The 25,364-nt window shown below is 72.1% G+C and carries 21 protein-coding genes; 12 read left to right on the top strand and 9 right to left on the bottom strand.

Annotation, left to right across the window (positions count from 1 at the left end; translation table 11 throughout):
- Positions 1-558 precede the first annotated feature (558 nt).
- The 4 genes from ACIQOU_RS33375 to ACIQOU_RS33360 form a co-directional block, all read right to left on the bottom strand.
- Positions 559-2,817 carry a heavy metal translocating P-type ATPase gene (locus tag ACIQOU_RS33375; RefSeq protein ID WP_401543224.1) on the bottom strand — a complete coding sequence of 753 codons (2,259 nt, stop codon included), beginning with the start codon at positions 2,815-2,817 and terminating at the stop codon, positions 559-561.
- 92 nt (positions 2,818-2,909) lie between these two features.
- Complete coding sequence (locus ACIQOU_RS33370; protein ID WP_401543221.1) at positions 2,910-3,149, bottom strand: heavy-metal-associated domain-containing protein; 240 nt, start codon at positions 3,147-3,149, stop codon at positions 2,910-2,912.
- A 72-nt stretch (positions 3,150-3,221) separates the two neighbouring features.
- The gene (locus ACIQOU_RS33365) at positions 3,222-4,172 is read right to left on the bottom strand and encodes a PrsW family intramembrane metalloprotease (protein WP_401543219.1); all 951 of its coding nucleotides are present in this window, start codon (positions 4,170-4,172) and stop codon (positions 3,222-3,224) included.
- A gap of 301 nt (positions 4,173-4,473) precedes the next feature.
- Positions 4,474-5,124 carry a TetR/AcrR family transcriptional regulator gene (locus tag ACIQOU_RS33360; RefSeq protein WP_401543217.1) on the bottom strand — a complete coding sequence of 217 codons (651 nt, stop codon included), beginning with the start codon at positions 5,122-5,124 and terminating at the stop codon, positions 4,474-4,476.
- Between the two features lie 230 nt (positions 5,125-5,354).
- Between ACIQOU_RS33360 and ACIQOU_RS33355 the strand changes: the two genes are divergently transcribed.
- Both ACIQOU_RS33355 and ACIQOU_RS33350 read left to right on the top strand, forming a co-directional pair.
- Positions 5,355-7,631 carry an MMPL family transporter gene (locus ACIQOU_RS33355; protein WP_401543214.1) on the top strand — a complete coding sequence of 759 codons (2,277 nt, stop codon included), beginning with the start codon at positions 5,355-5,357 and terminating at the stop codon, positions 7,629-7,631.
- A 63-nt stretch (positions 7,632-7,694) separates the two neighbouring features.
- Positions 7,695-8,747, top strand: a complete 1,053-nt coding sequence (locus ACIQOU_RS33350; RefSeq protein WP_401543211.1) for a zinc-dependent alcohol dehydrogenase family protein — start codon at positions 7,695-7,697, stop codon at positions 8,745-8,747.
- A 14-nt stretch (positions 8,748-8,761) separates the two neighbouring features.
- Here ACIQOU_RS33350 and ACIQOU_RS33345 read toward each other — a convergent pair whose 3' ends face one another.
- Positions 8,762-8,968 carry a helix-turn-helix transcriptional regulator gene (locus ACIQOU_RS33345; RefSeq protein WP_401543208.1) on the bottom strand — a complete coding sequence of 69 codons (207 nt, stop codon included), beginning with the start codon at positions 8,966-8,968 and terminating at the stop codon, positions 8,762-8,764.
- A gap of 581 nt (positions 8,969-9,549) precedes the next feature.
- On the opposite strand from ACIQOU_RS33345, the gene iolC reads away from it, so the two are divergent.
- The 7 genes from iolC (at position 9,550) to ACIQOU_RS33310 (ending at position 19,478) form a co-directional block, all read left to right on the top strand.
- On the top strand, positions 9,550-10,500 hold the full coding sequence (iolC, locus tag ACIQOU_RS33340; protein WP_401543205.1) for a 5-dehydro-2-deoxygluconokinase: 951 nt from the start codon (positions 9,550-9,552) through the stop codon (positions 10,498-10,500).
- Positions 10,497-11,417, top strand: a complete 921-nt coding sequence (locus ACIQOU_RS33335; RefSeq protein WP_401543202.1) for a deoxyribose-phosphate aldolase — start codon at positions 10,497-10,499, stop codon at positions 11,415-11,417. Before iolC ends, ACIQOU_RS33335 begins: the two co-directional genes overlap by 4 nt.
- A gap of 7 nt (positions 11,418-11,424) precedes the next feature.
- Complete coding sequence (iolB, locus tag ACIQOU_RS33330; RefSeq protein ID WP_401543199.1) at positions 11,425-12,237, top strand: 5-deoxy-glucuronate isomerase; 813 nt, start codon at positions 11,425-11,427, stop codon at positions 12,235-12,237.
- A complete protein-coding gene (iolD, locus tag ACIQOU_RS33325) occupies positions 12,234-14,111 on the top strand; it encodes a 3D-(3,5/4)-trihydroxycyclohexane-1,2-dione acylhydrolase (decyclizing) (RefSeq protein ID WP_401543197.1) in 1,878 nt (625 codons plus the stop codon). The genes iolB and iolD overlap by 4 nt, the downstream gene beginning before the upstream one ends.
- A 14-nt stretch (positions 14,112-14,125) precedes the next feature.
- Positions 14,126-15,628 (top strand): CoA-acylating methylmalonate-semialdehyde dehydrogenase, encoded by a 1,503-nt coding sequence (gene mmsA, locus ACIQOU_RS33320; protein ID WP_401543194.1) that lies wholly within the window; start codon positions 14,126-14,128, stop codon positions 15,626-15,628.
- Between the two features lie 347 nt (positions 15,629-15,975).
- Positions 15,976-18,621 carry an alpha/beta fold hydrolase gene (locus ACIQOU_RS33315; RefSeq protein WP_401543191.1) on the top strand — a complete coding sequence of 882 codons (2,646 nt, stop codon included), beginning with the start codon at positions 15,976-15,978 and terminating at the stop codon, positions 18,619-18,621.
- A complete protein-coding gene (locus ACIQOU_RS33310; RefSeq protein WP_401543188.1) occupies positions 18,618-19,478 on the top strand; it encodes an ABC transporter permease in 861 nt (286 codons plus the stop codon). The genes ACIQOU_RS33315 and ACIQOU_RS33310 overlap by 4 nt, the downstream gene beginning before the upstream one ends.
- Before the next feature lie 61 nt (positions 19,479-19,539).
- Here the strand turns inward: ACIQOU_RS33310 and ACIQOU_RS33305 are convergent, their stop codons facing one another.
- A complete protein-coding gene (locus ACIQOU_RS33305; protein ID WP_401543185.1) occupies positions 19,540-19,950 on the bottom strand; it encodes a rodlin in 411 nt (136 codons plus the stop codon).
- A gap of 230 nt (positions 19,951-20,180) precedes the next feature.
- Positions 20,181-20,594, bottom strand: a complete 414-nt coding sequence (locus ACIQOU_RS33300) for a rodlin (RefSeq protein ID WP_401543182.1) — start codon at positions 20,592-20,594, stop codon at positions 20,181-20,183.
- Between the two features lie 196 nt (positions 20,595-20,790).
- Here ACIQOU_RS33300 and ACIQOU_RS33295 point away from each other — a divergent pair, with 196 nt between their 5' ends.
- From ACIQOU_RS33295 to ACIQOU_RS33285, 3 genes are all read left to right on the top strand, one after another.
- The gene (locus ACIQOU_RS33295; RefSeq protein WP_401543179.1) at positions 20,791-21,207 is read left to right on the top strand and encodes a rodlin; all 417 of its coding nucleotides are present in this window, start codon (positions 20,791-20,793) and stop codon (positions 21,205-21,207) included.
- Between the two features lie 284 nt (positions 21,208-21,491).
- The gene (gene chpD / locus ACIQOU_RS33290; protein ID WP_401543176.1) at positions 21,492-21,719 is read left to right on the top strand and encodes a chaplin ChpD; all 228 of its coding nucleotides are present in this window, start codon (positions 21,492-21,494) and stop codon (positions 21,717-21,719) included.
- Positions 21,720-21,832: 113 nt separating this feature from the next.
- Positions 21,833-22,621, top strand: a complete 789-nt coding sequence (locus ACIQOU_RS33285; protein WP_401543173.1) for a chaplin family protein — start codon at positions 21,833-21,835, stop codon at positions 22,619-22,621.
- Between the two features lie 61 nt (positions 22,622-22,682).
- Here the strand turns inward: ACIQOU_RS33285 and ACIQOU_RS33280 are convergent, their stop codons facing one another.
- Together ACIQOU_RS33280 and ACIQOU_RS33275 are read right to left on the bottom strand one after the other, a co-directional pair.
- Entirely contained in the window at positions 22,683-23,945 is a 1,263-nt protein-coding gene (locus tag ACIQOU_RS33280; protein WP_401543170.1) for an NAD(P)-binding domain-containing protein, read from the bottom strand.
- Positions 23,945-25,210, bottom strand: a complete 1,266-nt coding sequence (locus tag ACIQOU_RS33275; protein WP_401543167.1) for an ATP-grasp domain-containing protein — start codon at positions 25,208-25,210, stop codon at positions 23,945-23,947. Before ACIQOU_RS33275 ends, ACIQOU_RS33280 begins: the two co-directional genes overlap by 1 nt.
- Between the last annotated feature and the right edge of the window lie 154 nt (positions 25,211-25,364).

Raw genomic sequence — 25,364 nt, 5'->3', positions numbered from 1 at the left:
GGGCGCCTTCCCATGTCCCGGTGCGGATTCCCCCCACGGGATCCGGCCGGGCGTCTGTGAGGACAGCGCCTGAATCGCTGGTGTTGCTGTTGAGCGGGCTTGCGGTGTGACAGTGATGCGGGTCGAACGATCCTGCTGTTGAGCAGAACGAGCAGAACTCGTCGTACTCATGGCTGCGATGTGCCGGGACAAGCGCACGTCGGGAGGGCCGCTCAAAGCTTCCCGGTGCGCGTGTCCCGGCAACGCATCTCCGAGGCAGTCCCCCAAGACAACCTCAGATGTCAGAAAACGCCCCCCAAGACGTTGACTGACATCGTCAACTTAGACCTTCGAACCCCTTAGATGGTTACGTTCACATCACTGTGATCTGCGTCTCTTGCATATGTCCGTTAAGTGCGCAAGAGGCCCGTTGTCGCGACGGGGACCCCAGCGTAAGGATGATGCGCGTGGCTTGTGAAGAGCTTATGTGAGCCGGGCGCAGGACTCTAGGGGGACTCTTACCCCGACTTCGACGAACCGTCGGTAACCCCTAGATTCCCGCCGAACCCGGCTCCCGGCTCAGCGGAACGTCCGCAACCGGAGGCTGTTGGTCACCACGAACACCGACGAGAACGCCATCGCCGCCCCCGCGATCATCGGGTTGAGCAGCCCGGCGGCGGCCAGCGGCAGCGCGGCCACGTTGTAGCCGAAGGCCCAGACCAGGTTGCCCTTGACGGTGGTCAGAGTGCGCCGCGCCAGCCGGATCGCGTCCGCCGCCACCCGCAGGTCGCCGCGGACCAGCGTCAGATCGCTCGCCTCGATCGCCGCGTCCGTCCCGGTGCCCAGGGCGATCCCGAGGTCGGCGACGGCCAGCGCGGCGGCGTCGTTCACCCCGTCCCCGACCATCGCCACCGCGCGGCCCTCGCCCTGGAGGCGGCGGATCACGTCGGCCTTCTCCTCGGGCAGCACCTCGGCCACTACCTCGTCGATGCCGACCTCCCGCGCGACCGCCTCGGCCACCGCGCGGTTGTCGCCGGTCAGCAGCACCGGGGTGAGTCCCAGCGCGCGCAGGGCGCGGACCGCCTCCGCGCTGGTGTCCTTCACCGCGTCGGCGACGGTCACGATCCCGCGCGGCACGCCGTCCCAGCCGACCACGACGGCGGTACGGCCGCCCCGTTCGGCCTCGTCCTTGGCGCGGGCCAGTCTGTCGGGCAGCGTGTCGAAGAGGCGGCCCACGGCCACCGTGCGGCCCGCTGTGTGCCCGCGTACGCCCTTGCCGGGCACGTTCTCGAACTCCGTCACCCCGGGCAGCTCACCGAGCCGCTGTGCGGCCCCCGCGGCGATCGCCCGGGCCACCGGATGTTCGGAGGCGTGTTCGACGGCACCGGCGAGCCGCAGCACCTCGTCGACGTCGGTGGAGTCGTCGGCGTGGACCTCCTGGAGGGTCATGCGGCCGGTGGTGACCGTGCCGGTCTTGTCGAGGACGACGGTGTCGACGCGACGGGTGGACTCCAGGACCTCGGGGCCCTTGATGAGGATGCCGAGCTGCGCGCCGCGCCCGGTGCCGACCATCAGCGCGGTCGGCGTGGCGAGGCCCAGGGCGCACGGGCAGGCGATGATCAGGACGGCGACGGCGGCGGTGAACGCGGCGGTGGCGCTGCCCGTGACGGCGAGCCAGACCCCGAACGTGCCGAGCGCGATGACCATGACGACCGGCACGAACACCGCCGAGACCCGGTCGGCGAGCCGCTGCACCTCGGCCTTGCCGTTCTGCGCGTCCTCGACCAGCCGGGCCATCCGGGCCAGCTGGGTGTCGGCGCCGACCCGGCTCGCCGCGACGACCAGGCGCCCGCCGACGTTCACGGTCGCGCCCGCGACGGCGGCCCCGACGCCCACGTCCACCGGCACCGACTCGCCGGTCAGCATCGACGCGTCCACGGCGGAGGCGCCCTCCATGACGGTGCCGTCGGTGGCGACCTTCTCGCCGGGCCGGACGACGAACCGGTCGCCGACGGCCAGTTCGGCCACCGGGACGCGCACCTCACGGCCGTCGCGCAGCACGGCGACGTCCTTGGCGCCCAGCTCCATCAGGGCCCGCAGCGCGGCGCCCGCGCGGCGCTTGGAGCGGGCCTCCAGATAGCGGCCGAGCAGGATGAGCGCGACGACCCCGGCGGCGACCTCCAGATAGATCGCGGAGGCGCCGTGCGCGCGCGACACGGTGAACCGGAACGAGTCCTTCATGCCCGGCATGCCCGCGTCCCCGAGGAACAGCGCCCACAACGACCAGCCGAACGCGGCCAGCGTGCCGACCGAGACCAGGGTGTCCATGGTGGCGGCGCCGTGCCGGGCGTTGGTCCACGCGGCCCGGTGGAACGGCAGCCCGCCCCACACGACCACCGGCGCGGCCAGCGTCAGCGCCAGCCACTGCCAGTTGTCGAACTGGAGAGCGGGCACCATCGACAGCAGCATCACCGGGACGGCGAGCAGCGCGGAGACGGTCAGGCGCTCGCGATGGGCGGTCAGTTCGGGGTCCTCGTCGGCGGTGGGTCCGGCCGGTGCCGCCACGCGCGCGGGGCGCGGCGGGGGCGGCTGTTCGGCGGTGTAGCCGGTCTTCACGACGGTGGCGATCAGGTCGGCGACCTCGACGCCCGCGGGGTGGGCGATCTTCGCCTTCGCGGTCGCGTAGTTGACGCTCGCGGTGACGCCGTCGATGCGGTTGAGCTTCTTCTCGACGCGGGCGGCGCAGGACGCGCAGGTCATCCCGCCGATGAGCAGCTCGACCTCGCGGGCGTCGGCGGCCTGTGGCGGGTCGGTCGTGATCGGGGTCGTGGTGGTCATGTCCGGACTCCAGACATCGGACCGGACCGTGCGGGTCCGGTATCAGCCGGTCGGCACGGCCCGGTCGGAGAACAGGGTGTGCGTGCGGGTGCTCAGACCGTGCCGGCCAGCTCGAAGCCCGCCTCGTCGACGGCCGCGCGCACGGCGGCCTCGTCGAGCGGGGCGGCGGAGACGACGGTGACCTCGCCGCTCGACGCGACGGCCCGCACCGAGGTCACGCCGGGCAGCCCGGACAGCTCGCCGGAGACGGAGCCCTCGCAGTGTCCGCAGCTCATGCCGGTCACCTGGTAGACGGCGGTGACGGTACCCGGGGTGTCGGTCGGGGCGGTCATGTCGTTCTCCTCGTCGAGGCGTGTGGGGTCGGCGGGGCCCCAGGGGACCCCCTCGTTCCCCACGTTATACCCCTAGGGGGTATTTCTCCAAGAGGGGTCACGGTGAGCCAGCGACCGCACCCAGGCCACGCCGAACAGCGACACCAGCACCAGGCCGCCCACCGAGAACAGCGTGAACAGGTGTTCCTGCTGATCGGTCGGGCGCGGGATGTAACCCTGCGCGAACAGCCCTTTGTCGAGGCCGGTCTTCGTCACCTGGGCGACCAGCCAGACCGCGATGCCGTGCGTGGAGTCCCACAGGGCGTGCAGCAGGGCCACCCCGACATAGGTGCCGAGCACCGGCGCGGCGAACCGGAAGTGCCCGTTCGGGCGACGGTAGGAGAGCAGCACCCCGCCCGCGATCGCCGTCCACAGCCCGTGTCCGAAGGGTGCGAGGACCCCGCGCAGGATCTCGGTCTGGAGCAGCGCCCGCAGATCGATGCCATCGGTACTGAGGGCGGCGTTGAAGGCGTACCCGGCACTCTCCAGGGCGGCGAAACCGAAGCCGACGGTCGCGCCGAGCACCAGCCCGGGCCGCATGCCCCGGATGCGTACCTGGCGGCGCAGCACGAACATCAGCGCCGCCAGCTTGACCGCCTCCTCGATCAACCCGACGCCCACGAACATCCACAGGGAGGGGTGCAGGAGGTAGTACTCCATCAGCGACGCGCCCAGCACGCCCAGCGTCCCGCCGGTCAGGAAACAGCCGAGGATCACGCTGACGCCCAGGTCACGGCCGTGCCGCTCGTACGCCCACAGCACGAACGTGACCGGCATGAGGAAGCTGCCGAGCAGGATCAGCGTCGGCAGCAGCGTCGTGTTCCTGGTGGCGTACGTGACCAGCGCGGTCAGCACCCACAACGCCAGGCCACCCCACAGGCACCGCTTCCACAGCCCGGTACGGATCTGCGGATACGTCGGTGGCGGCTGCTGCGGTCCGGGGATGCGGGCCCGGGGTGTGCCGGGCGGCGGCGGGTAGGTCACGGCTGATCCCCTCGTGCGCGGGCGGCGGTACTCGGCGGGCGGGCTGACGATATTTACCGGCACTTTAGGGTGCATATCGGTCAGGTCGCAGTCCGGGAGGCCCGCCCCGCCCTCGCCGAACACCCCGCCGCACTGCGGGAGGCGCCGCCCGCCCCGGTGCCGTCGCCCCGTTTCGCGGGGTCCCGCCGGACCCGTGGACCGACCCCGCCGTACTGGGCCGGGCGGGCGACGGATGCTGTCGCCCGCCCGGCCTCCCGCCGCCTTGCGCCAACGGTCCCGCCGGCGCCGTTCGCGGGAGGGGTCAGGGGGTGGTGGCGGGCGTGGCGGCGCGGTCGCCGACCAGGGGTTCCAGGTAGCGGGTGAGGACGTCCTTCAGCTCCTGGACGTAGACCTCGCGCTCGGCGCCCTCGCGGGCCAGCACCAGTTCCAGGCCCGACTTGTAGATGCCGAGGCACATGTGGGCGACCCGGGTGACATCGGCGGACGGCGACGCGGGCAGGAAGGCGGCGATGAGCGCCTCGATCCGGGTCACCATGGCGCGGTGCAGCGCGTCGTGCTCCTCGGCGATCCGGCCGGGGATGTCCGGGCCGTGCATGAGCGCGAAGAACACCGGGCGACGGCAGTTGAAGTCGATCAGCCGGTCGACGGTGACGTCGATGACGTCCGCCACCGGGGTCGTGGGGTCGATCAGCGTGAACGCCTCGCCGTGCGACTCGCGCATCTCGTGCATCAGCCGGCCGCCCAGCTCGATCGCGATCGCTTCCTTGTTCGGGAAGAACTGGTAGAGCGTGCCCGGCGACACCCCGGCCTCGCGGGCTATGGCGTTGGTGCTGGCGGCCGAGTAACCGCTGGTGCTGAAGACGCTGGAGGCGGCTTCGAGCAGCTGGGCGATGCGGCGCTCGCCGCGGGCCTGGCGGCGGCGCGGCGGCTCGCCGGATGGGTTGTCGGGCACGAGTTATCCCCAAGTCTCCGAACGCCGTTGACAAACGCGAGTGGTCACTCGCATTCTGGGTGGAACGCGAGCGCCTACTCGTGTTTGCCATTTTATGGCTTCCACGAGCTTTCCGCGGGCGTCCACAGGTATGCACGGATGTCCGCGCAGGTATCCATGGCCGTCCGAAGGTATCCATCCGGGCGCCCACGCGTTGACCATGAGTTCCACGGTGAAGGGGACACCGCATCATGACCGACGTCAACAGGCCGCCCGCACCCGGAGGCTGGACCCGTTTGGTGACCGCCAGGCCACGGCTCTCGCTGCTGGTCGCCCTGGTGATCACCGCGCTGGCCGTGGTGATCGGCAGCGGGGTCGCCGACCACCTGGGCAACGGCGGCTGGGAGGACCCGGCCGCCGAATCGACCTACGCGGCCCAGGCCCTGGAGCGCGAGTTCCCGGACTCCCAGCCCAACCTGCTGCTCCTCGTCGACGCGGGCGGCGCCTCGGTCGACTCCCCGGCGGTCGCCGCCGAGGCCCGTGACCTCGCCGCCCGGCTGGCCACCGAGAAGGGCGTCACCGGCGTCGCTTCCTACTGGCAGGCGGCGCCGTCGGCGGCACCGGCCCTGCGCGCCGAGGACGGCCACGAGGCGCTGATCGTCGCCCGCCTCACCGGCGACGAGACGGCCATGAGCAGGACCCTCGACCGGATAGGTCCCGGACTGCGGGGCATGCACGGCCCGGTGGACGTCAAGCTCGGCGGCATGATCGCCATCCGCCACGAGATGCAGTCGATCATCAAGGAGGACCTCACCCGCGCCGAGCTGATCGCCCTGCCCGTGACGCTGCTGCTCCTGGTGATGGTCTTCGGCAGCGCGGTCGCCGCCCTGCTGCCCCTCGGCATCGGCATCGTGGCCATCCTCGGGACCAACGCGATCCTGCGCGCCCTGACGGAGCTGGCGGACATCTCGGTCTTCGCGATCAACCTCACCACCGCCCTCGGCCTGGGTCTCGCCGTCGACTACGCCCTCTTCATCGTCCGCCGCTTCCGTGAGGAACTGGACGACGGCGCCGACCCGTTGACCGCCCTCGGCACCACCCTGCGCACCGCCGGGCGGACGGTCCTGTTCTCCGCCCTCACGGTCGCCGTGTCGCTGGCGGCGATGCTCGTCTTCCCGCAGTACTTCCTGCGCTCCTTCGCCTACTCCGGCATCGCCGTGGTGCTGCTGGCCGCCACCGCCGCCCTCGCGCTGCTCCCGGCCGCCCTCATCCTGCTCGGCCACCGGGTGAACTCCCTGGACCTGCGCCGTCTCCTGCGCCGCCGCGCCCGGCCCGCACCCACCGCCCCGCGCGAGCGGGGCACCACCTGGGGACGGACGGCGGCCCTCGTCATGCGCCGCGCCCCCTTCTTCGCGCTCGGCACCACAGTCGTCCTCGTCCTGCTCGGACTGCCCTTCCTGGACGCCAAGTTCGGCACCGCCGACGACCGCCAGCTGCCCTCCTCCGCCGAGTCCCGCATCGTCCAGCAGCACCTGCGCGAGAGCTTCCCCGGCAACCCCGGCGGCAGCCTCGAAGTCCTCGCCGACGGCCACGCCACCGAGGCCCAGTACCTCGCCTACAAGGAACGGATCACGGCTCTGCCCGGCGCCCTGCGCGTCGATGGCCCGCTGGTCAAGGGCGACTCCGCGTACTTCACCGTGCAACCCCGGGGCGAGGCCGTCGACGAGACCGCCCAGCACCTGGTGAGCGACCTGCGCGCCACCGATGCGCCCTTCGGCACCCGGGTGACCGGCACGGCCGCCGTCCTGGTCGACTCCCAGCACGCCATCGGGGAACGCCTGCCGTGGGCGGTCGCGTTCATCGTCGTCGTCACCCTCTTCCTGGTCTTCCTGCTCACCGGCAGCGTGCTGATCCCGCTCCAGGCGGTGGTGCTCAACGCGCTCAGCCTGACGGCGATGTTCGGCGCCGTGGTCTGGGTCTTCCAGGACGGCCACCTCTCCGGCCTGCTCGCCTTCACCAGCCCGGGTTCCATCGAGACGACGCTGCCGGTGCTGATGTTCTGCGTGGCGTTCGGCCTCTCCATGGACTACGGGGTGTTCCTGATCTCCCGCATCAAGGAGGAGCACGACCGGACCGGCGACCACGAGGGGGCCGTCCGCCGAGGCCTGGAGCGCACCGGCGGCCTGATCACGGCGGCGGCGGTGATCCTCGCGGTCGTCATGGTCGCCATCGGCACCTCCCGCGTCACCAACACCAAGATGCTGGGCCTCGGCATCGCCCTCGCGGTCGTGATGGACGCGATGATCGTGCGCAGCCTCCTGGTCCCGGCCGTGATGCGCCTGACGGGCCGGGCGACCTGGTGGGCACCGGCCCCGCTGCGCAGGTTCCACGCGCGGTTCGGCGTGGACGAGGGCGCCGCGCGGATACCCCCGTCCATAACCCGGCCCCCGCAGAAGGACCCGGCGCCCGGTCCCACCCCGGAGCAGCCGACGGACACGAACGAGAACAGGCTCACGACACGCGGATAGCGTTCCCTCCATCCCGTCCCGACGGCAGGCGAGGGACGACGGACGAGACGGAGGGACCGGCACATGCGGGCTGTGGTGTTCGAACGGTACGGGGAGCCGGCCGAGGTCCGGGAGGTGGCGGACCCGGCACCGGCGGCGCACGGAGTCGTGGTGCGGGTCGAGGCCACCGGCCTGTGCCGCAGCGACTGGCACGGCTGGCAGGGCCACGACCCGGACATCACCCTGCCGCACGTCCCCGGCCATGAACTGGCCGGAGTCGTCGAGGAGACCGGCGCCCTGGTCACCGGCTGGCGCCCCGGCGACCGGGTCACCGTGCCCTTCGTGTGCGCCTGCGGCACGTGCGCCGCCTGTGCGGCCGGCGACCAGCAGGTCTGCGAGCGCCAGACCCAGCCCGGCTTCACCCACTGGGGCTCCTTCGCCCAGTACGTGGCCCTCGACCACGCCGACGTGAACCTCGTGGCCGTCCCCGAGGACATGTCGTTCGCGACGGCGGCCTCGCTGGGCTGCCGGTTCGCGACGGCGTACCGCGCGGTGGTGCTCCAGGGCCGGGTGGCGGCGGGGGAGTGGGTCGCCGTGCACGGCTGCGGGGGCGTGGGCCTGTCGGCGGTGATGATCGCGGCGGCGTCGGGAGCGCGGGTCGTGGCGGTCGACGTGTCGCCGGGGGCGCTGGAGCTGGCGCGGCAGTTCGGCGCGGCCCACCGCGTGGACGGATCGTCGACGCCGGACACCGCGTCGGCTGTCCGCGACCTGACCGGCGGGGGCGCCCACCTCTCACTGGACGCCCTGGGCTCCCCGGGGACCTCGGCCGCCTCGGTGAACGGCCTGCGCCGCCGGGGCCGGCACGTCCAGGTGGGCCTGCTCCCGTCCCCGGAGGGCACCACCCCGGTCCCCCTGGCCCGGGCCATCGCCCTGGAGCTGGAGCTGCTGGGCAGCCACGGGATGGCCGCGCACGCCTACCCGCCGATGCTGGAGCTGGTCCGCGCGGGCGTCCTGCGCCCCGACCGCCTCGTCACCTCCAAGATCCCGCTGGCCGAGACCCCGGCGGCCCTGTCCGCACTGGGCACGGCGAGAGGAGCCGGGGTGACGGTCATAGAACCGTGGGTCGGCCCCAACTGACCTCGCGGGAGGGCCTATTCAGCCCTCCGCTGCCGATTACGGTTCCCGGGCCGGGCGGCGACCCACGCCCGGACCGTGTCGCCGAACCAGTACGGTTTCCCGCCGTCCACCAGATCTGGCGGCGGCAGCAGCCCGTGTTTGCGGTACGAGCGCACCGTGTCCGCCTGGACGCCGATATGGGCGGCGATGTGCTTGTAGGACCAGAGCTCGCGATCGTTCATGAACGTGCACCTCCCTACGCGCGCCGAGACGACGACCGAGAGGACCGCCGGACAAACCCGACACACACCCCAAGAACGACCCCGCCCCCCTAGCCCCCCCTCTCGTAACAAAAACCAACCAAACCCAAGACATCCGTTACAAACCACCAAACCCCGCCCCAGGGCCGCGGAGAACCGCACAAAAACGCGGCGCAGCCGCGTGCCACCTGCACCCAGGAGTTTCAGGGCCGCGGGGAACTGCGCAAAAACGCGGCGCAGCCGCGTGCCGCCCACGAGCCCGCGGGCAATCGCACCACCTGCGCCCAGCCCCCCCAGGGGCGCGGGGAACTGCGCAAAGACGCGGCGCAGCCGCGTGCCCCGCCCACGAGCCCGCAGGGCAATCGCACCACCTGCACCCAGCCCCCCCCAGGGGCGCGGGGAACTGCGCAAAGACGCGGCGCAGCCGCGTGCCCCGCCCACGCCCCCGCAGGGCCCCGCTCAAGCCCCGCAAGGGAACTCGTCCGAATGTCTGGACAAAGTATTGACACCACTCCCCGTACGGGGCTAGAAATCCGGAGGAGAGCCGCTACGAAGGGAAGCCGATGGCGTACGACCTGATCACCATGGGGCGGATCGGAGTCGATCTGTACCCGCTACAGACCGGCGTCCCGCTCCCGCAGGTGACAAGCTTCGGCAAGTTCCTCGGAGGCTCGGCGAGCAACGTCGCCGTAGCCGCCGCCCGCCTGGGCCACACCGCCGCGGTCATCACCCGCACCGGTGACGACCCGTTCGGCACCTACCTGCACGAAGAGCTGCGCCGCTTCGGCGTCGACGACCGCTTCGTCACCCCGGTCGCCGACCTGCCGACCCCGGTCACCTTCTGCGAAGTCTTCCCGCCGGACGACTTCCCGCTGTACTTCTACCGCCGGCCCAAGGCCCCCGACCTGGAGATCCACGTCAACGACCTGGACCTGGACGCCATCGAGGCGGCCCGCGTCTTCTGGGTCACCGGCACCGGTCTGAGCGAGGAGCCCAGCCGCACGGCGACGCTCCAGGCGCTGGCCCACCGGGCCAAGTCCGGCACCACCGTCTTCGACCTCGACTGGCGCCCCATGTTCTGGAGCCACCCGGACGAGGCCCGCCCGTTCTACAAGCAGGCCCTGCGCCACACCACGGTCGCCGTCGGCAACCTGGACGAGGTCGAGGTCGCCACCGGCGTCCGCGACCCGCACGGCGCGGCCCGCGCACTGCTCGACGCCGGCGTCGAACTCGCCGTCGTCAAGCAGGGACCCAAGGGTGTCCTCGCCGTCAACAGCGCGGGCGAGTCCGCCGAGGTCCCGCCGCTGCCGGTGACGGTCCTCAACGGCCTCGGCGCGGGCGACGCGTTCGGCGGCTCCCTCTGCCACGGCCTGCTGGCCGGGTACGACCTGGAGACGATCATGCGCAACGCCAACGCGGCCGGCGCCATCGTCGCCTCCCGCCTGGAGTGCTCCTCGGCCATGCCGACCACCGACGAGATCGCCGCCGCCGTCGCCGCCGGAGCCGTCCGATGACCGCCGGACAGGCCCCGGGCGCGCCCGCGCGCGTGGACATCACCGAACTGGTCCGGCTGCGCACCGAACGCCCCGAGGCGGTCGCCGAGGCCGCCGCCCGCCGCACCCGGCGCCCGCTGCTCGGCGCGAGCGGCCGCCTGATGATCGTCGCGGCCGACCACCCGGCCCGGGGCGCGCTCGGCGTCGGCGACCGCAAGTTCGCCATGGCCAACCGCGTCGACCTGCTCGAACGCCTCTGCCTCGCGCTGTCCCGCCCCGGCGTCGACGGCGTGCTCGCGACCGCCGACATCCTGGACGACCTGCTGCTGCTCGGTGCCCTCGAAGGCAAGGTCGTGCTCGGCTCGATGAACCGCGGCGGCCTTCAGGGCGCCTCCTTCGAGCTGGACGACCGGTTCACCGGCCACCGCCCCGAGGACATCGAGCGGTTCGGGTTCGACGCGGGCAAGCTGCTGCTGCGCGTCGACTACGCCGACCCCGGCTCGCTGACCACCCTGGAGTCGACCGCCCGCGCCATCGACGACATGGCCGCACGCAAACTCCCGGTCTTCGTCGAGCCGTTCATCAGCCGCCGCGGGGACGACGGCCGGCTGCGCAACGACCTGTCGGCCGAGGCCGTCACCAAGTCCATCGCCATTGCCTCCGGCCTCGGCGGCACCTCCGCCTACACCTGGCTGAAGGTGCCGGTCACCGAGAACCCGGACGACATGGCCGAGGTCATGGCCGCGTCCACGCTGCCGGCCGTGCTGCTCGGCGGCGAGGTCGGGGGCTCCCCGGAGGACCAAGCCGGGGCGTACGAGAAGTGGCGCAAGGCGCTGCGGCTGCCGACCGTGCGCGGACTGGTCGTCGGACGCTCGCTGCTCTACCCGGCGGACGGCGATGTGACCGCCGCCGTCGACACCGCCGTCGGACTGCTGTGAGGGCCGCATGAGCAAGGACCTGTACATCCCGCGCGGCGCCACCGCCGGCGCCGGCTACGCGCTCGACATCGACCCCGAGCGGGCCGGCTGGACCCACAGCAGCCTGCGCGTCGTCGAACTGGCACCGGGCGCCACCCACACCTTCACCACCGGTGACAGCGAGTGGATCGTGCTGCCGCTGGAGGGCGGTTGCACGGTGCGGACCGAGGGTCACGAGTTCCAACTCCTGGGCAGGGAAAGCGTGTTCGCGTCGGCCTCCGACTTCGCGTACGTACCCCGGGACGCCCAGGCCCTGATCGCCTCCGGCGCGGGAGGCCGCTTCGCCCTGGCAGGAGCGAAGTGCGAGCGACAACTCCCCGCCCGCTACGGCCCCGCGCCGGAGGTCCCCGTCGAGGAACGCGGCAGCGGCACCTGTCTGCGCCGCGTCCGCAACTTCGCGTCGGCCGACTCCTTCGAGTGCGACCAGCTGATCGCCGTCGAGGTCATCACGCCCGGCGGCAACTGGTCCTCGTACCCGCCGCACAAGCACGACGAGAACCGGCCCGGCGTGGAGGCCGAGCTGGAGGAGATCTACTACTTCGAGATCGACGGCCCGCACGGCTTCGGCTACCAGCGCGTCTCGCCCTCCCGCGAGGGCGGCGCGGAGGTCCTCGCCGAGGTCCGCTCCGGCGACGCCGTCCTCGTCCCCGACGGCTGGCACGGCCCGTCGATCGCACAGCCCGGCCACGACATGTACTACCTGAACGTCATGGCGGGCCCCGGCGAGAACCGGGAGTGGCGGATCTGCTTCCACCCCGACCACTCCGAGGGGTACCGGTGACCACCCGGCTGACGGTCGCCCAGGCGCTGGTCCGCTTCCTCGCCGCCCAGTACACCGAGCGGGACGGCGTCCGCCACCGGCTGATCGGCGCCACCTGGGGCATCTTCGGTCACGGGAACGTCGCCGGGATCGGCCAGGCGCTCGTCGAGTACGCGGACCGGATGCCGTTCCACCAGGGCCGCAACGAACAGGCCATGGTGCACGCGGCCGTCGGCTACGCCCGCCAGTCCAACCGCCTCTCCACGCATGCGGTGACGACGTCGATCGGCCCCGGCGCCACCAACCTCGTCACCGGCGCCGCCCTCGCCACCATCAACCACCTCCCGGTCCTCCTGCTGCCCGGCGACACGTTCGCCACCCGCACCGCCGACCCGGTGCTCCAGCAGCTCGAAGTCCCGTACGCGGGCGATGTGTCCGTCAACGACACCCTGCGCCCCGTCTCCCGGTTCTTCGACCGCGTCACCCGACCGGAAGCCCTGATCCCGGCCGCGCTCCAGGCGATGCGGGTCCTCACCGACCCCGTCGAGACCGGCGCGGTCACCCTGGCGCTCCCGCAGGACGTGCAGGCGGAGGCGTACGACTGGCCGGACGAGTTCTTCGCCGACCGCGTCTGGACGGTCCGCCGCCCGGCCGCCGACCCCGTCGAACTCGCCGCCGCCGTACGGGCGGTCCGCGCCGCCCGCCGCCCCCTGCTGGTGGCCGGCGGCGGAGTGCACCACAGCCGCGCCGAACAGGCCCTCGCCGCGTTCGCCGAGGCCACCGGGATACCCGTCGCGTCCACCCAGGCCGGCAAGGGCTCCCTGCGCTTCGACCACCCGCAGGACGTGGGCGGCATCGGCCACACCGGCACCGCCACCGCCGACGAACTCGCCCGCACCGCCGACCTGGTGATCGGCGTCGGCACCCGCTACACGGACTTCACGACCGCGTCGCACACCCTGTTCACCGGCGCCGACGTGCGCTTCCTCAACGTCAACATCGCCTCCCTCGACGGCCACAAGCTGGCCGGCACCCCGCTGATCGCCGACGCCCGCTCCGCCCTCGACCAGCTGACCGAGGCACTCGCGGCCGAGGGACACCGGGTCAGCGACGGGTACACGGCCGAGTACACGCAGGACAAGGAGCGCTGGGAGCAGCGCGTCGACGCCGCGTACGAGGCCGAGGAACCGGACGTCCGGCCGACCCAGACGCAGGTGCTCGGCATCCTGGACGCGCTCGTCGACGAGAGCGACATCCTCATCAACGCGGCCGGTTCGCTCCCGGGCGACCTGCACAAACTGTGGCGGGCCAGATCCCGGGACCAGTACCACCTGGAGTACGGCTACTCCTGCATGGGGTACGAGATCCCGGCCGCCATCGGCGTCAGGCTCGCCGCCCCCGACCGCCCCGTCTGGGCGCTGGTCGGCGACGGCACCTACCTGATGATGCCGACCGAGATCGTGACCGCCGTCCAGGAGGGCGTCGCGATCAAGATGCTGCTCGTGCAGAACCACGGGTACGCGTCGATCGGCGGCCTCTCCGCCTCGGTGGGCGGCGAACGCTTCGGCACCGCCTACCGCTACCCCGCCGACGACGGCACGTTCACGGGCGCCCCGCTGCCCGTGGACCTCGCCGCCAACGCGGCCAGCCTCGGCATGCGGGTCCTGCGCGCGAAGACCGTGCGGGACCTGCGCGAAGCACTCGCCGAGGCCCGGGCCGCCGACACTCCCACTTGTGTCTACGTCGAGACCGAAACGGCCGACACTGTGTCGGGCGCGCCTCCGGCGCAGGCCTGGTGGGATGTTCCTGTGGCCGAGACCGCGACCCGCAAGTCCGCAGTCGAGGCACGTGAGCTGTACGAACGGCACGTCTCCACCCGACGCCGCCATCTGTGAAGGAGCAACTGGGAATGACGAAGATCGTCAACCACTGGATCGGCGGCAAGGCCGTCGAAGGCGCGTCGGGCACGTTCGGTCCGGTGACGGACCCGGCGACCGGCGCGGTCACCACCGAGGTCGCGTTCGCGACCGTCGACGAGGTCGACGCGGCCGTCGCCGCCGCCAAGGACGCGTTCGCGACCTGGGGCACGTCCTCGCTCGCCAAGCGCACCACCATCCTGTTCAAGTTCCGGGCGCTGCTCGACGCGAACCGCGACGCGATCGCCGAGCTGATCACCGCCGAGCACGGCAAGGTGCACTCCGACGCCCTCGGCGAGGTCGCGCGCGGCCTGGAGATCGTCGACCTGGCCTGCGGGATCACCGTGCAGCTGAAGGGCGAGCTGTCCACCGAGGTCGCCAGCCGCGTCGACGTGTCGTCGATCCGGCAGCCGCTGGGCGTCGTCGCGGGCATCACGCCGTTCAACTTCCCGGCGATGGTCCCGATGTGGATGTTCCCGATCGCCATCGCGACCGGCAACACCTTCGTCCTCAAGCCGTCCGAGAAGGACCCCTCGGCCTCCCTCAAGATCGCCGAACTCCTCTCCGAGGCCGGCCTGCCCGACGGCGTCTTCAACGTCATCAACGGCGACAAGGTGGCCGTCGACCGCCTCCTGGAGCACCCGGACGTCAAGGCCGTGTCCTTCGTGGGCTCGACCCCGATCGCCCGCTACATCCACACCACCGCCTCCGCCAACGCCAAGCGCGTGCAGGCCCTGGGCGGCGCCAAGAACCACATGCTGGTCCTGCCCGACGCCGACCTGGACGCGGCGGCCGACGCGGCGGTCTCGGCGGCGTACGGCTCGGCCGGCGAGCGCTGCATGGCCATCTCGGCCGTGGTCGCCGTGGGCCCGATCGGTGACGAACTCGTCGAGAAGATCCGCGAGCGCGCCGAGAAGATCAAGATCGGCCCGGGCAACGACCCGACGTCCGAGATGGGCCCGCTGATCACCAAGGTCCACCGCGACAAGGTGGCGTCCTACGTCACGGGCGCGGCGGCCGAGGGCGCGGAGGTCGTCCTCGACGGCACCGGCTTCACGGTCGAGGGTTTCGAGGACGGCCACTGGATCGGCATCTCCCTCCTGGACAAGGTGCCGACCACGGCGAAGGCCTACCAGGACGAGATCTTCGGCCCGGTCCTGTGCGTGCTGCGCGCCGACACCTACGAGGAGGGCCTGGCCCTCATCAACGCCTCGCCGTTCGGCAACGGCACCGCGATCTTCACCCGTGACGGCGGCGCCGCCCGCCGTTTCCAGCTGGAGGTCGAGGCCGGCATGGTCGGCGTCAACGTCCCGATCCCGGTCCCCGTCGGCTACCACAGCTTCGGCGGCTGGAAGGCCTCGCTCTTCGGCGACCACCACATCTACGGCAACGACGGCACCCACTTCTACACCCGGGGCAAGGTCGTCACCACCCGCTGGCCCGACCCGGCCGACGCCCCCACAGGCGTAGACCTCGGCTTCCCCCGCAACCACTGACAGACACGAGCCACTAAACGCACGGTTCCCCCCGCCCACGCCAGGGGCGCGGGGAACGGCGCGCTCAGCCCCAACGCACGCGCACGCGCAAACACACAGTTCCCCCACCCACCCAAGGGGCGCGGGGAACGGCGCGCTCAGCCACAACGCACGCGCACCGGTAAACGCACAGTTCCCCCACCCACCCAAGGGGCGCGGGGAACGGCGCAAAAACCCCCAACGCACCCGCACCCGGCAACGAGCAGATCCCCACGGGGGGAGGCCGTACACCAACCGCGGTACACCTCAAGTCACCGTCAACCTATAGACCCACGCCAACTGTCAGAGACACCCCGTACGGTTGTCGCATGGATCTTCGCCCACCCCGCCCCGGCCGTCCCAGAGGCCGCCGCCTCTGGGCCACGACAGCCGCCGCGGCCCTCCTCACCGCCGCGGGCACCTGGACGGCGGTGGCCAAGAGCAACCCCCAGCCGGACATCCACCGCACGGACCGCACGATGTCCGTGAACGGCGTCTCCCTGGACACCTCGTACTTCACGTCCGGCAGCAAGGACACCCGCCGCCCCGCCGTCCTCCTCGCCCACGGCTTCGGCGGCACCAAGAACGACGTCCGGGCCCAGGCCCAGGACCTCGCCCGGGACGGCTACACGGTCCTCACCTGGTCCGCCCGAGGCTTCGGCAAGTCCACCGGCCGCATCGGCCTGAACGACCCGAAGGCCGAGGTCGCCGACGTCTCGAAGCTGATCGACTGGCTCGCCCGCCAGCCCCAGGTCCAGCTGGACAAGACCGGCGACCCGCGCGTGGGCGTCGCGGGCGCCTCCTACGGCGGAGCGGTCTCCCTGCTCGCCGCGGGCTACGACCACCGCGTCGACGCCATCGCCCCCGCGATCACCTACTGGAACCTCGCGGACGCCCTCTTCCCGAACGGCGTCTTCAAGAAACTGTGGGCCGGCATATTCGTCAACTCCGGCGGCGGCTGCGCCAAGTTCGAGCCCGACCTGTGCCGCATGTACGAACGCGTCGCGGAGTCCGGCACCCCGGACGCCCAGGCCCGCAAGCTGCTTGAGGCCCGCTCCCCGTCCGCCGTCGCCGCCCGCATCAAGGTGCCCACCCTCCTGACGCAGGGCCAGACGGACTCGCTCTTCCCGCTCGGCCAGGCCGACGCCGCCGCGAAGGCGATCCGCGCCAACGGCGCCCCCGTCGACGTCGACTGGATCGCGGGCGGCCACGACGGCGGCGACCTGGAGACGGCCCGCGTGCAGACACGCGTGCGTGCGTGGTTCGACCGCTACCTCAAGGACGACACCGCCACCGCCACCGGCCCGGCCTTCCGCGTCACCCGCACCGGAGGCGTCGACTCCACCGACGGCAACGCCGTTCTGCGCGGCGCCACTTCGAAGAACTACCCCGGCCTGGAGAGCGGCCTCGAACCGATCGCCCTCACCGGCCGCGAGCAGCGCTTCGCCAACCCGCCGGGCGCCAACCCACCCGCCGTCTCCGCCCTGCCGGGGCTCGGCGGCGGCGGCCTCTCCCAGCTCTCCTCCCTCGGCGTCGGCGTCTCCCTGGACTTCCCCGGCCAGTACGCCCGCTTCGACTCGGCCCCGCTGTCCACCACCCTGCGCATCACCGGCTCCCCGAAGGCCACCGTCCACATCAAGTCCACCAGCCAGGACGCGATCCTCTTCGCCAAGGTGTACGACGTCGGCGCCGACGGCACCCAGTCCGTGCTGCCCTCCCAACTGGTCACGCCGCTGCGCGTCGACGACGCCAAGGCCGGCCAGGACGTGACGATCACGCTCCCGGCCATCGACCACGAGGTCGAACAGGGTCACCGGCTGCGCCTGGTCCTCGCCTCCACCGACCTCGGCTACGCCTCCCCGGCGGCCCCGGCCACCTACACCGTCTCCCTCAAGGGCGACCTCAAGGTGCCGACCGCCCCGAGCGTGCGCACCGCCGCCACTCCGCTGCCCTCCTGGGTGTGGTGGCTGCCGCTGGCCGGTGTCGCCATCGCCGCCGCGCTGCTGCTGACCGGCCGCCGCCGCACCGCCGTTGCCCCGCCCGAGCCCGAACTGACCGACGTGCCCCTCCAGATCACCGGCCTGAGCAAGCGGTACGCCCGCTCCGCCGACCGGTACGCGGTCCGGGAGCTGTCGTTCCGCGTGGAGAAGGGCCAGGTCCTCGGCCTGCTCGGCCCGAACGGCGCCGGCAAGACCACCACCCTGCGCATGCTGATGGGCCTGATCAAGCCCGACGGCGGCGAGATCCGCGTCTTCGGCCAGGCCATCCGCCCCGGCGCCCCCGTGCTGTCCCGGGTCGGCGCCTTCGTCGAGGGCGCCGGTTTCCTGCCCCACCTCTCCGGCCGGGAGAACCTGGAGCTGTACTGGCGGGCCACCGGCCGCCCGCCCGAGGACGCCCACCTCGACGAGGCCCTGGAGATCGCCGGACTCGGTGACGCCCTGGCCCGCGCGGTGCGCACCTACTCGCAGGGCATGCGCCAGCGCCTGGCCATCGCCCAGGCCATGCTGGGCCTGCCCGACCTGCTCATCCTGGACGAGCCCACCAACGGCCTCGACCCGCCGCAGATCCGCGAGATGCGCGAGGTGATGATCCGTTACGCGGCCGCCGGACGCACCGTCATCGTCTCCAGCCATCTGCTGGCCGAGGTCGAGCAGTCCTGCACCCACCTCGTCGTCATGGACCGCGGCCGGCTCGTCCAGGCGGGCCCGGTCGCCGAGATCATCGGCTCCGGCGACACCCTCCTGGTCGGCACCGCCACCCCGGTCGAGGAACCCGTCGTGGAGAAGGTCGCCGCCCTGCCCGGCGTCGCCTCCGCCCTGCGCACCGACGACGGCGTCCTGGTCCGCCTCGAACCGGACGGCAGCGCCGAGAGCCTGGTCGTCGAGCTGGTCCGGCTCGACATACCGGTCGCCTCCGTCGGCCCGCACCGCCGCCTGGAAGACGCTTTCCTCACCCTGATCGGAGGCTCCGCATGAGCACCTCGACGCTCACCGACGTGGCCCCCGGCTACCGCGCCGCCCGCACCCTGCCCCTACGGGTCGAGCTGGCCCGCCAACTGAAGCGCCGCCGCACCCTGTTCATGGCCGGCATCCTCGCCGCGCTGCCGTTCGTGCTGCTGGTCGCGTTCGCGGTCGGCGGCGAGCCCGGCGGCCGGGGCAACCGCGTCACCCTGATGGACACGGCCACCGCGTCCGGCGCCAACTTCGCCGCCGTCAACCTGTTCGTGTCGGCCGGCTTCCTGCTGGTGATCCCGGTCGCCCTGTTCTGCGGGGACACGGTCGCCTCGGAGGCCGGCTGGTCGTCCCTGCGCTATCTGCTGGCGGCACCGGTGCCCCGGGCCCGGCTGCTCTGGTCCAAGCTGGTCGTCGGGCTCGGCATGAGCCTGGCCGCGATGATCCTGCTGCCGGTGGTGGCGCTCGCCGTCGGCACCGCCGCCTACGGCTGGGGCCCGCTGAAGATCCCGACCGGCGGCGCACTGGACACCGGCACCGCCGCCCAGCGCCTGGTGGTGGTCGTCGCGTACATCTTCGTCTCCCAACTGGTCACCGCCGGGCTCGCGTTCTGGCTCTCCACCCGCACCGACGCCCCCCTCGGCGCGGTCGGCGGCGCCGTCGGCCTGACCATCGTGGGCAACGTCCTGGACGCGGTGACGGCCCTCGGCGACTGGCGCGACTTCCTGCCCGCGCACTGGCAGTTCGCCTGGGCCGACGCGGTCCAGCCGCACCTGGAGTGGTCCGGCATGCTCCAGGGCACCGCCGTCTCCCTCACCTACGCCGTGATCCTCTTCGCGCTGGCCTTCCGGGGCTTCGCCCACAAGGACATCGTGTCGTAGCCGGGACACGGCGAAGCGGGCCGCCGATGGTGATCGGCGACCCGCTCGGGAGGTGCTGCGGTCAGCTGCCGGCGGAGCCGTTGCCCGACAGGACCGGGATGTTGTCCAGGATGTGCGAGAGCGGCTCGTCACCCTTGGCCTGGGTGGAGTTCTCGACGCACTGCTGGTTCTGCGGCGCGGACAGGATCGGCACGTCCTGGAGGACGGTGACCGGGACGAGACCGACGAGCGAGGCCAGGTTGGCCTTGACCGGCAGACCGATGCAGGGCTTGTTCAGCGAACCCTGGACAAGCGAGAGCTGAGGGCTCATGTTGCCGTGGGTCGACTGGTTGCCGTAGATCTGCGAGGCACCGTTGCCGTTGGTGGTCGTGGTGCCGTTGTCGTTGCCGATGGCCAGCGCCTGGGGAGCGGTGGCGGCGCCCACGCCCGCGACGGAGGCGGCGATGGCCGCGGTCGCCAGCAGCTTCTTCATGTTTTCTATCCCTTTCGGAGAGCGGACTCCGTGCAGAGTTTTCGGAGACGGACTCCGTTGCAGAGCCGCGTGAGGATCAACCCCCGACGGACGGTTTGGTTGCGCTTTTTGCCCCGAACGGCCTAGCGTGCGCCGCGTCGCGCGCCCCCGTCCCGCACCGCCCGCACGCCGGTGGACACACGACAGCGGGCCGCCGAGAGAACTCGGCGGCCCGCTGGGTGGGTCGTGGATCAGCTACCGAGGGAGCCGTTGCCCGACAGGACCGGGATGTTGTCCAGGATGTGCGAGAGCGGCTCGTCACCCTTGGCCTGGGTGGAGTTCTCGACACACTGCTGGTTCTGCGGGGCCGACAGGATCGGCACGTCCTGGGCGACGGTGACCGGGACCAGGCCGACGAGCGAGGCCAGGTTGGCCTTGAGCGGCAGACCGATGCAGGGCTTGTTCAGCGAGCCCTGGATGAGCGCCATCTGCGGGCTCATGTTGCCGTAGGTGGCCTGGTTGCCGTAGATCTGCGAGGCACCGTTGCCGTTGGTGGTCGTCGTACCGCTGTCATTGCCGATCGCGAGCGCCTGGGGCGCCGTGGCGGCCGAAACACCGGCGACGGAAGCGGCGATCGCCGCAGCAGCCAAAACCTTCTTGATCACTTGCATGTCCCTTCTGGAGAAACCCCGTCCACCGGAGCGACCTGCACAACTGGCCGTGCCCCGCATGGTTGCTGGCGTTCACTCCAATGGAGCAATGCGAATCCGCGAGGGTGAAGCCACGAAACCAATCCGGCTCCACCTGGTTGTTGTGACGGGGCAGCAATGTGCGGCTCCGTCAGGAAAGGATTCTGGACGAATGTTCAAGAAGGCAATGGCCGCCACCGCGGTCGCGGCTTCCGTCGTCGGCGTCTCTGCGGCCGTGGCTCCCCAGGCGCTGGCCATTGGCAACGACAACGGCGTCACCACCGTCAACGGCAACGGCGCCGAGCAGGCGTTCGGCAACGCCAAGACCGGCGGTGACATGAGCCCCCAGGCCAGCCTGGTCCAGGGTTCGCTCAACAAGCTCTGTGTCGGTCTGCCGGCCAAGGTCAACGCCGCCTCGCTGGTGGGCGTCCTGGTCCCGGTCACCGCTTTGCAGGACGTGCCGATCCTGTCCGCGCCGCAGAACCAGCAGTGCGCCGAGAACTCCACCCAGGCCAAGGGCGACGAGCCGCTCTCGCACCTGGTGGACAACGTGCCGGTGCTCTCGGGCAACGGCTCCCTCGGCAGCTGACGACCGCTGCCGGGCCGGGCTCGGGCGGCGCGTCGTTCAGGCGTGGCCGCCCGGGTTCCCGGAATTCCACAGGCCCTTGAAAAGAAGCGTTTCTGCCCCGGTAGGTCGTCCGGTCCTTTCGGTGCGCAGCGTTCGAGTGAATTGTCTTTCGAGTCGTGCCCCGTAGTTTCTTCGGGTGTCCGTCCCTCGTTTTGCAGCCTGTAGGTCATGGCGCGAGCCGTTCCGGCTGTGCTCGCTTCGGTTTCGACCGCCACTTGGGCATGACCCGAAGAAGGGAAATCTTCATGAAGAAGACTGCTGCCGTCATCGCGGGCGCGATCATGGCCCTCGGCATGGCCGCCCCGGCCTTCGCCGACGCGGGCGCGGAGGGCGTCGCCGTCGGTTCGCCCGGTGTCATCTCCGGCAACGTCATCCAGATCCCCGTGCACGTGCCGATCAACCTGTGCGGCAACTCGATCAACGTGATCGGGCTGCTGAACCCCGCGTTCGGCAACGTGTGCGTCAACAAGTGACGTCGTAACGCTCACGCGTCAGCCTTTCGGCTGAACTTCTGGCCGGCCTCGGCACCTTCCCGTGTCGAGGCCGGCTTTTCCCACTTCTTCTCCTCAAGCAGGAAGACAACGAGATGCGACAGCCCCTGAGTAGGGGAATGGTCGTCGCCGCCGCTGCGACAAGCATTCTGTCTCTGTACGGCAATCCCGCCTTCGCCGACACGCACGCGAAGGGCGCCGCCACCGAGTCGCCGGGCGTGCTGTCCGGCAACAACGTCTCGGTCCCGGTGAACGTGCCGGTCAACGCGTGCGGCAACACCGTCGACGCCGCCGCGGCGCTCAACCCGGCGTTCGGCAACTCGTGTGCCAACGTCTCGCACTCCCACCACCGTGCCCCGGCCCCGTCGTACGGCGACGAGGACAACGGCTACGGGGGAGGCGGCGGCTACGGCGACCACACCCCGCCGAGCCACCACACCCCGCCCCCGAGCCACCACACGCCCCCGCCGCCGGGAGGCCACCACACGCCGCCGCCCGGCGAGGGGCACCACTCGCCGCCTCCCGGTGGGGGCCATCACACCCCGCCTCCCGGTGGCGGTCACCACACCCCGCCGCCCGGCGGTGGGCACCACACGCCTCCTCCCGGGGGCGGGCACCACACGCCGCCGCCGTCCGGAGGGCATCACACGCCTCCTCCCGGGGGCGGGCACCATGTCCCGCCGCCCAGCAGCGGGCATCACATGCCTCCGCCGGCCGGTGAGCGGCACGTTCCGCCGCCGTCCAGTAGGCATCTCACCCCGCCGCCCGCGCTCGCCGAGACCGGGAGCAGCGAGGGCATGATGGTCGCCGCCGGTGCCAGTGCCGCGTTGATCGGGGCCGGCGCCCTGCTGTACCGGCGTGGCCGGATCGGCGCCCAGCGCTAGCGGTCTGGTCGGAGAACTCCGGGTGCCGGACGGTGGGTCGTCCGGCACCCGTGGCATGTCGTCAGCGGGGTGACGGTGCCGGGGCCTCGGCCCGGGCCGGTGCCGGGAGGGTCACGTCGGGGGCGGTGGCGCGCAGGCGGCGTCGGACGCCCCGGACCAGGGTGCCCGCCGTGTAGGTCGCGCCGTGCACGAAGCGCATCGACGGGCCGAATCCTGCGGCCGTGACCAGGCCGGCCAGGAACAGCCCGGGGTGCGAGGACTCGAAGTCACGGCCGACGGCGGGGGAGCCGTCGGCGACCGTGGCCAGGCCGGTGCGCAACTCGTCGGCGAGCAGCGCGAGTCGGTCGCGGGTCGCGGTGAACCCCGTTGCGGCGAGGACGTGTCGGGTCTCCAGGGTGCGCAACCTGGCGGCGGCGCGGTCCAGTACCTCCAGGCGTACCCCGCCGTCCGGCGTCGCGCGGGCCGCCGACACCTCGTGGCCGAGCAGCACCTCGACGGAGCCCTCCACCCGGTCCCGGACCCACCAGGCGCCCGCGGGTCCGAGCGCGGTGGCCGCGACGCGGGCCCGGGTCGGCTCGGGGAGACGCCGGTACAGGCCGGGGCGTTCGGAGTAGAACCAGTTGCGCCAGCCGGGGCCCAGGCCGCTGTGCGGGGAGCGGGCCGACTGCCACCACGGGCGCTCCCAGGGCGGCGGGACGTCGTTCCAGGAGAGTTCCTCGGCGCGGGCCAACACCCTGACCCGGGTGCCCTGTTCGGCGAGGAGAGCAGCCGTCTCCAGGGCTGCCTGGCCGCCGCCGATCACCGTGACGTCGCCGCCCCGGAAGCGGTCCAGGTCGCTGTGGTGGCTGCTGTGGGTGACGAGGGGGGCGTCGAGCGCGCGCAGCGCCGGGGGGATCTCGACGAACGGCATGACGCCCACCGCCAGCGCGACCGCACGGGCCCGCACCGTCCGGCCGTCGTCGGTGACGGCCTCGAAACCGCCCTGGACCGGGGCGAGTTGAGTCACCATGTGCTCGTCCACGGCGGGGACGGCGTGCCGGGCGAACCACAGGCCGTACTCGGCGAACATCTCCACCGGGATCGGCTCCCCGTGCCGGGCCTCGGTGCCCCGGCTCGCGCAGTACGCCGCCAGGCTCCAACGGCCGCCCGGGTCCGAGAGGTTGGAGGCCCAGGGCTCCGACTTGAGGAACATGCCGCGCGGCATGTGGTCGCGCCAGGACGCCATGGGCCGTCCGAAGACACCCACGTCAAGACCGGCGCTCACGGCGTGGGACGCGATGGACAGGCCGTACGGACCGGCCCCCACCACCAGCAGGTCGTACATCAGCAACTGCTCGCTTTCTCGTCGTCGGACAGATCGGTCGGGGAAGGCGCGGGGGACGGCACCCGGGCCCGGGCGGATGCGGGCGCCTGGGACGTGCGGCCGAGGCGGGTCCACAGGCGGCGGGCGGCGTGCCGGGTCCACAGGCGGCGCAGGGCGCGGCCGGGGCCGGGGTCGTCGGCGGCGTGCCAGGCCAGCTCGCGGCCGGCCGGGACCCGGCGCAGGGCGGTCAGCGGGGCGTAGTTCTCCACCACGAACGCCCGTCCGGGCAGCGGCTTCCCGGCAGGCAGTTGACGGTGCGTCAGGTCCAGGTGCAGGGCGCGGACGACGTCGAGTCCGGCGGAGTCGGCGAACAGGCGGAACTGGGCGCCGGGACGGGGGTTGAAGTCCAGCAGGTGGTAGCGCCCGGAGGGGCCGCGCCGGAAGTCGAGGTCGAGGACGCCCCGGTAGCCCAGCTCGGCGACCAGGCGTTCGGCGAGCGCGCACAGGCCCGGGTTGGCCGCCCAGCGGCCGGCTGCGGTGAGCCCGGCGCCGCGCGGCCAGGCCAGCAGCTTGACGCCGGTGCCGCCCGCCCGCAGCGCCCCGGACCGGTCGACGTAGCCGTGCAGGAACCAGTCGCTCTCCGCGCGCGGCGGCAGGAACGCCTGGAGCAGCAGTCGGCTGCCCGCCTCCCCGGAGCGCAGATACAGCTCCCGTGCCTCCCGCGCCGAGCCCAGCACCACCGTGCTGCGCAGCCCGGTCTGGGCCGGCAGCAGCCAGGGCCGGCTCCACTTGGCGACCAGCGGCAGCCCGAGCCGCCAGGCGGCGGAGGCGGCGTCGGTGGCGCTCTCCGGGACGATCGTCGAGGGGTGCGGGACGTTCAACGCGGCGCACACATGGGCGAGTTCGGCCTTGTCGGCGACCCGGGCCGGCACCTGTTCCGGCATCGCCGGCAGCAGATAGGAGGGCGCCAGTTCGGCGCGCCGGGCGCCGACCGCGAGGGCGCTGGCGTCGTCCAGGGGGATCAGGACGGCGGGCTTGGCGACGCGGGCGGCGACCTGACGCAGCGCGTGGACGATGTCGTCGGCGGACGCGCCGGGCGGGGGCGGTGGATGCAGCCGCCCCACGAAACGGGACGCGGCGACGGGACTGCCGTCGCAGTCGGCGACCACGTGCACCTCCACGCCCGCCCGGCCGAGCGAGCGCACGGCACCCAGGGTGCCGTGGTGAAAGGGGTTCCGGTCGATCCGCAGCAGAACGGCGGGGACGCGGATGTCGAACAGAGACAAGGGAATGGGTCCTTCGCATCGATCGGGCGGTTCCGGAGAATCGGTCGGGTGGTGACGGCGTTTCACTCGTGCGGGCGATCCGGCCACTCGAAAGCCCTAAGTGCGGTAGCGGAATTCATACTGATATGACTGAGTGTCAGTTATTCCGGAGAAA

Origin of the sequence: Streptomyces sp. NPDC091279 (assembly GCF_044757465.1) — a bacterium.
In the GTDB taxonomy this organism is placed as follows: domain Bacteria; phylum Actinomycetota; class Actinomycetes; order Streptomycetales; family Streptomycetaceae; genus Streptomyces.
This window is presented reverse-complemented; position numbering and strand designations above follow the sequence as displayed.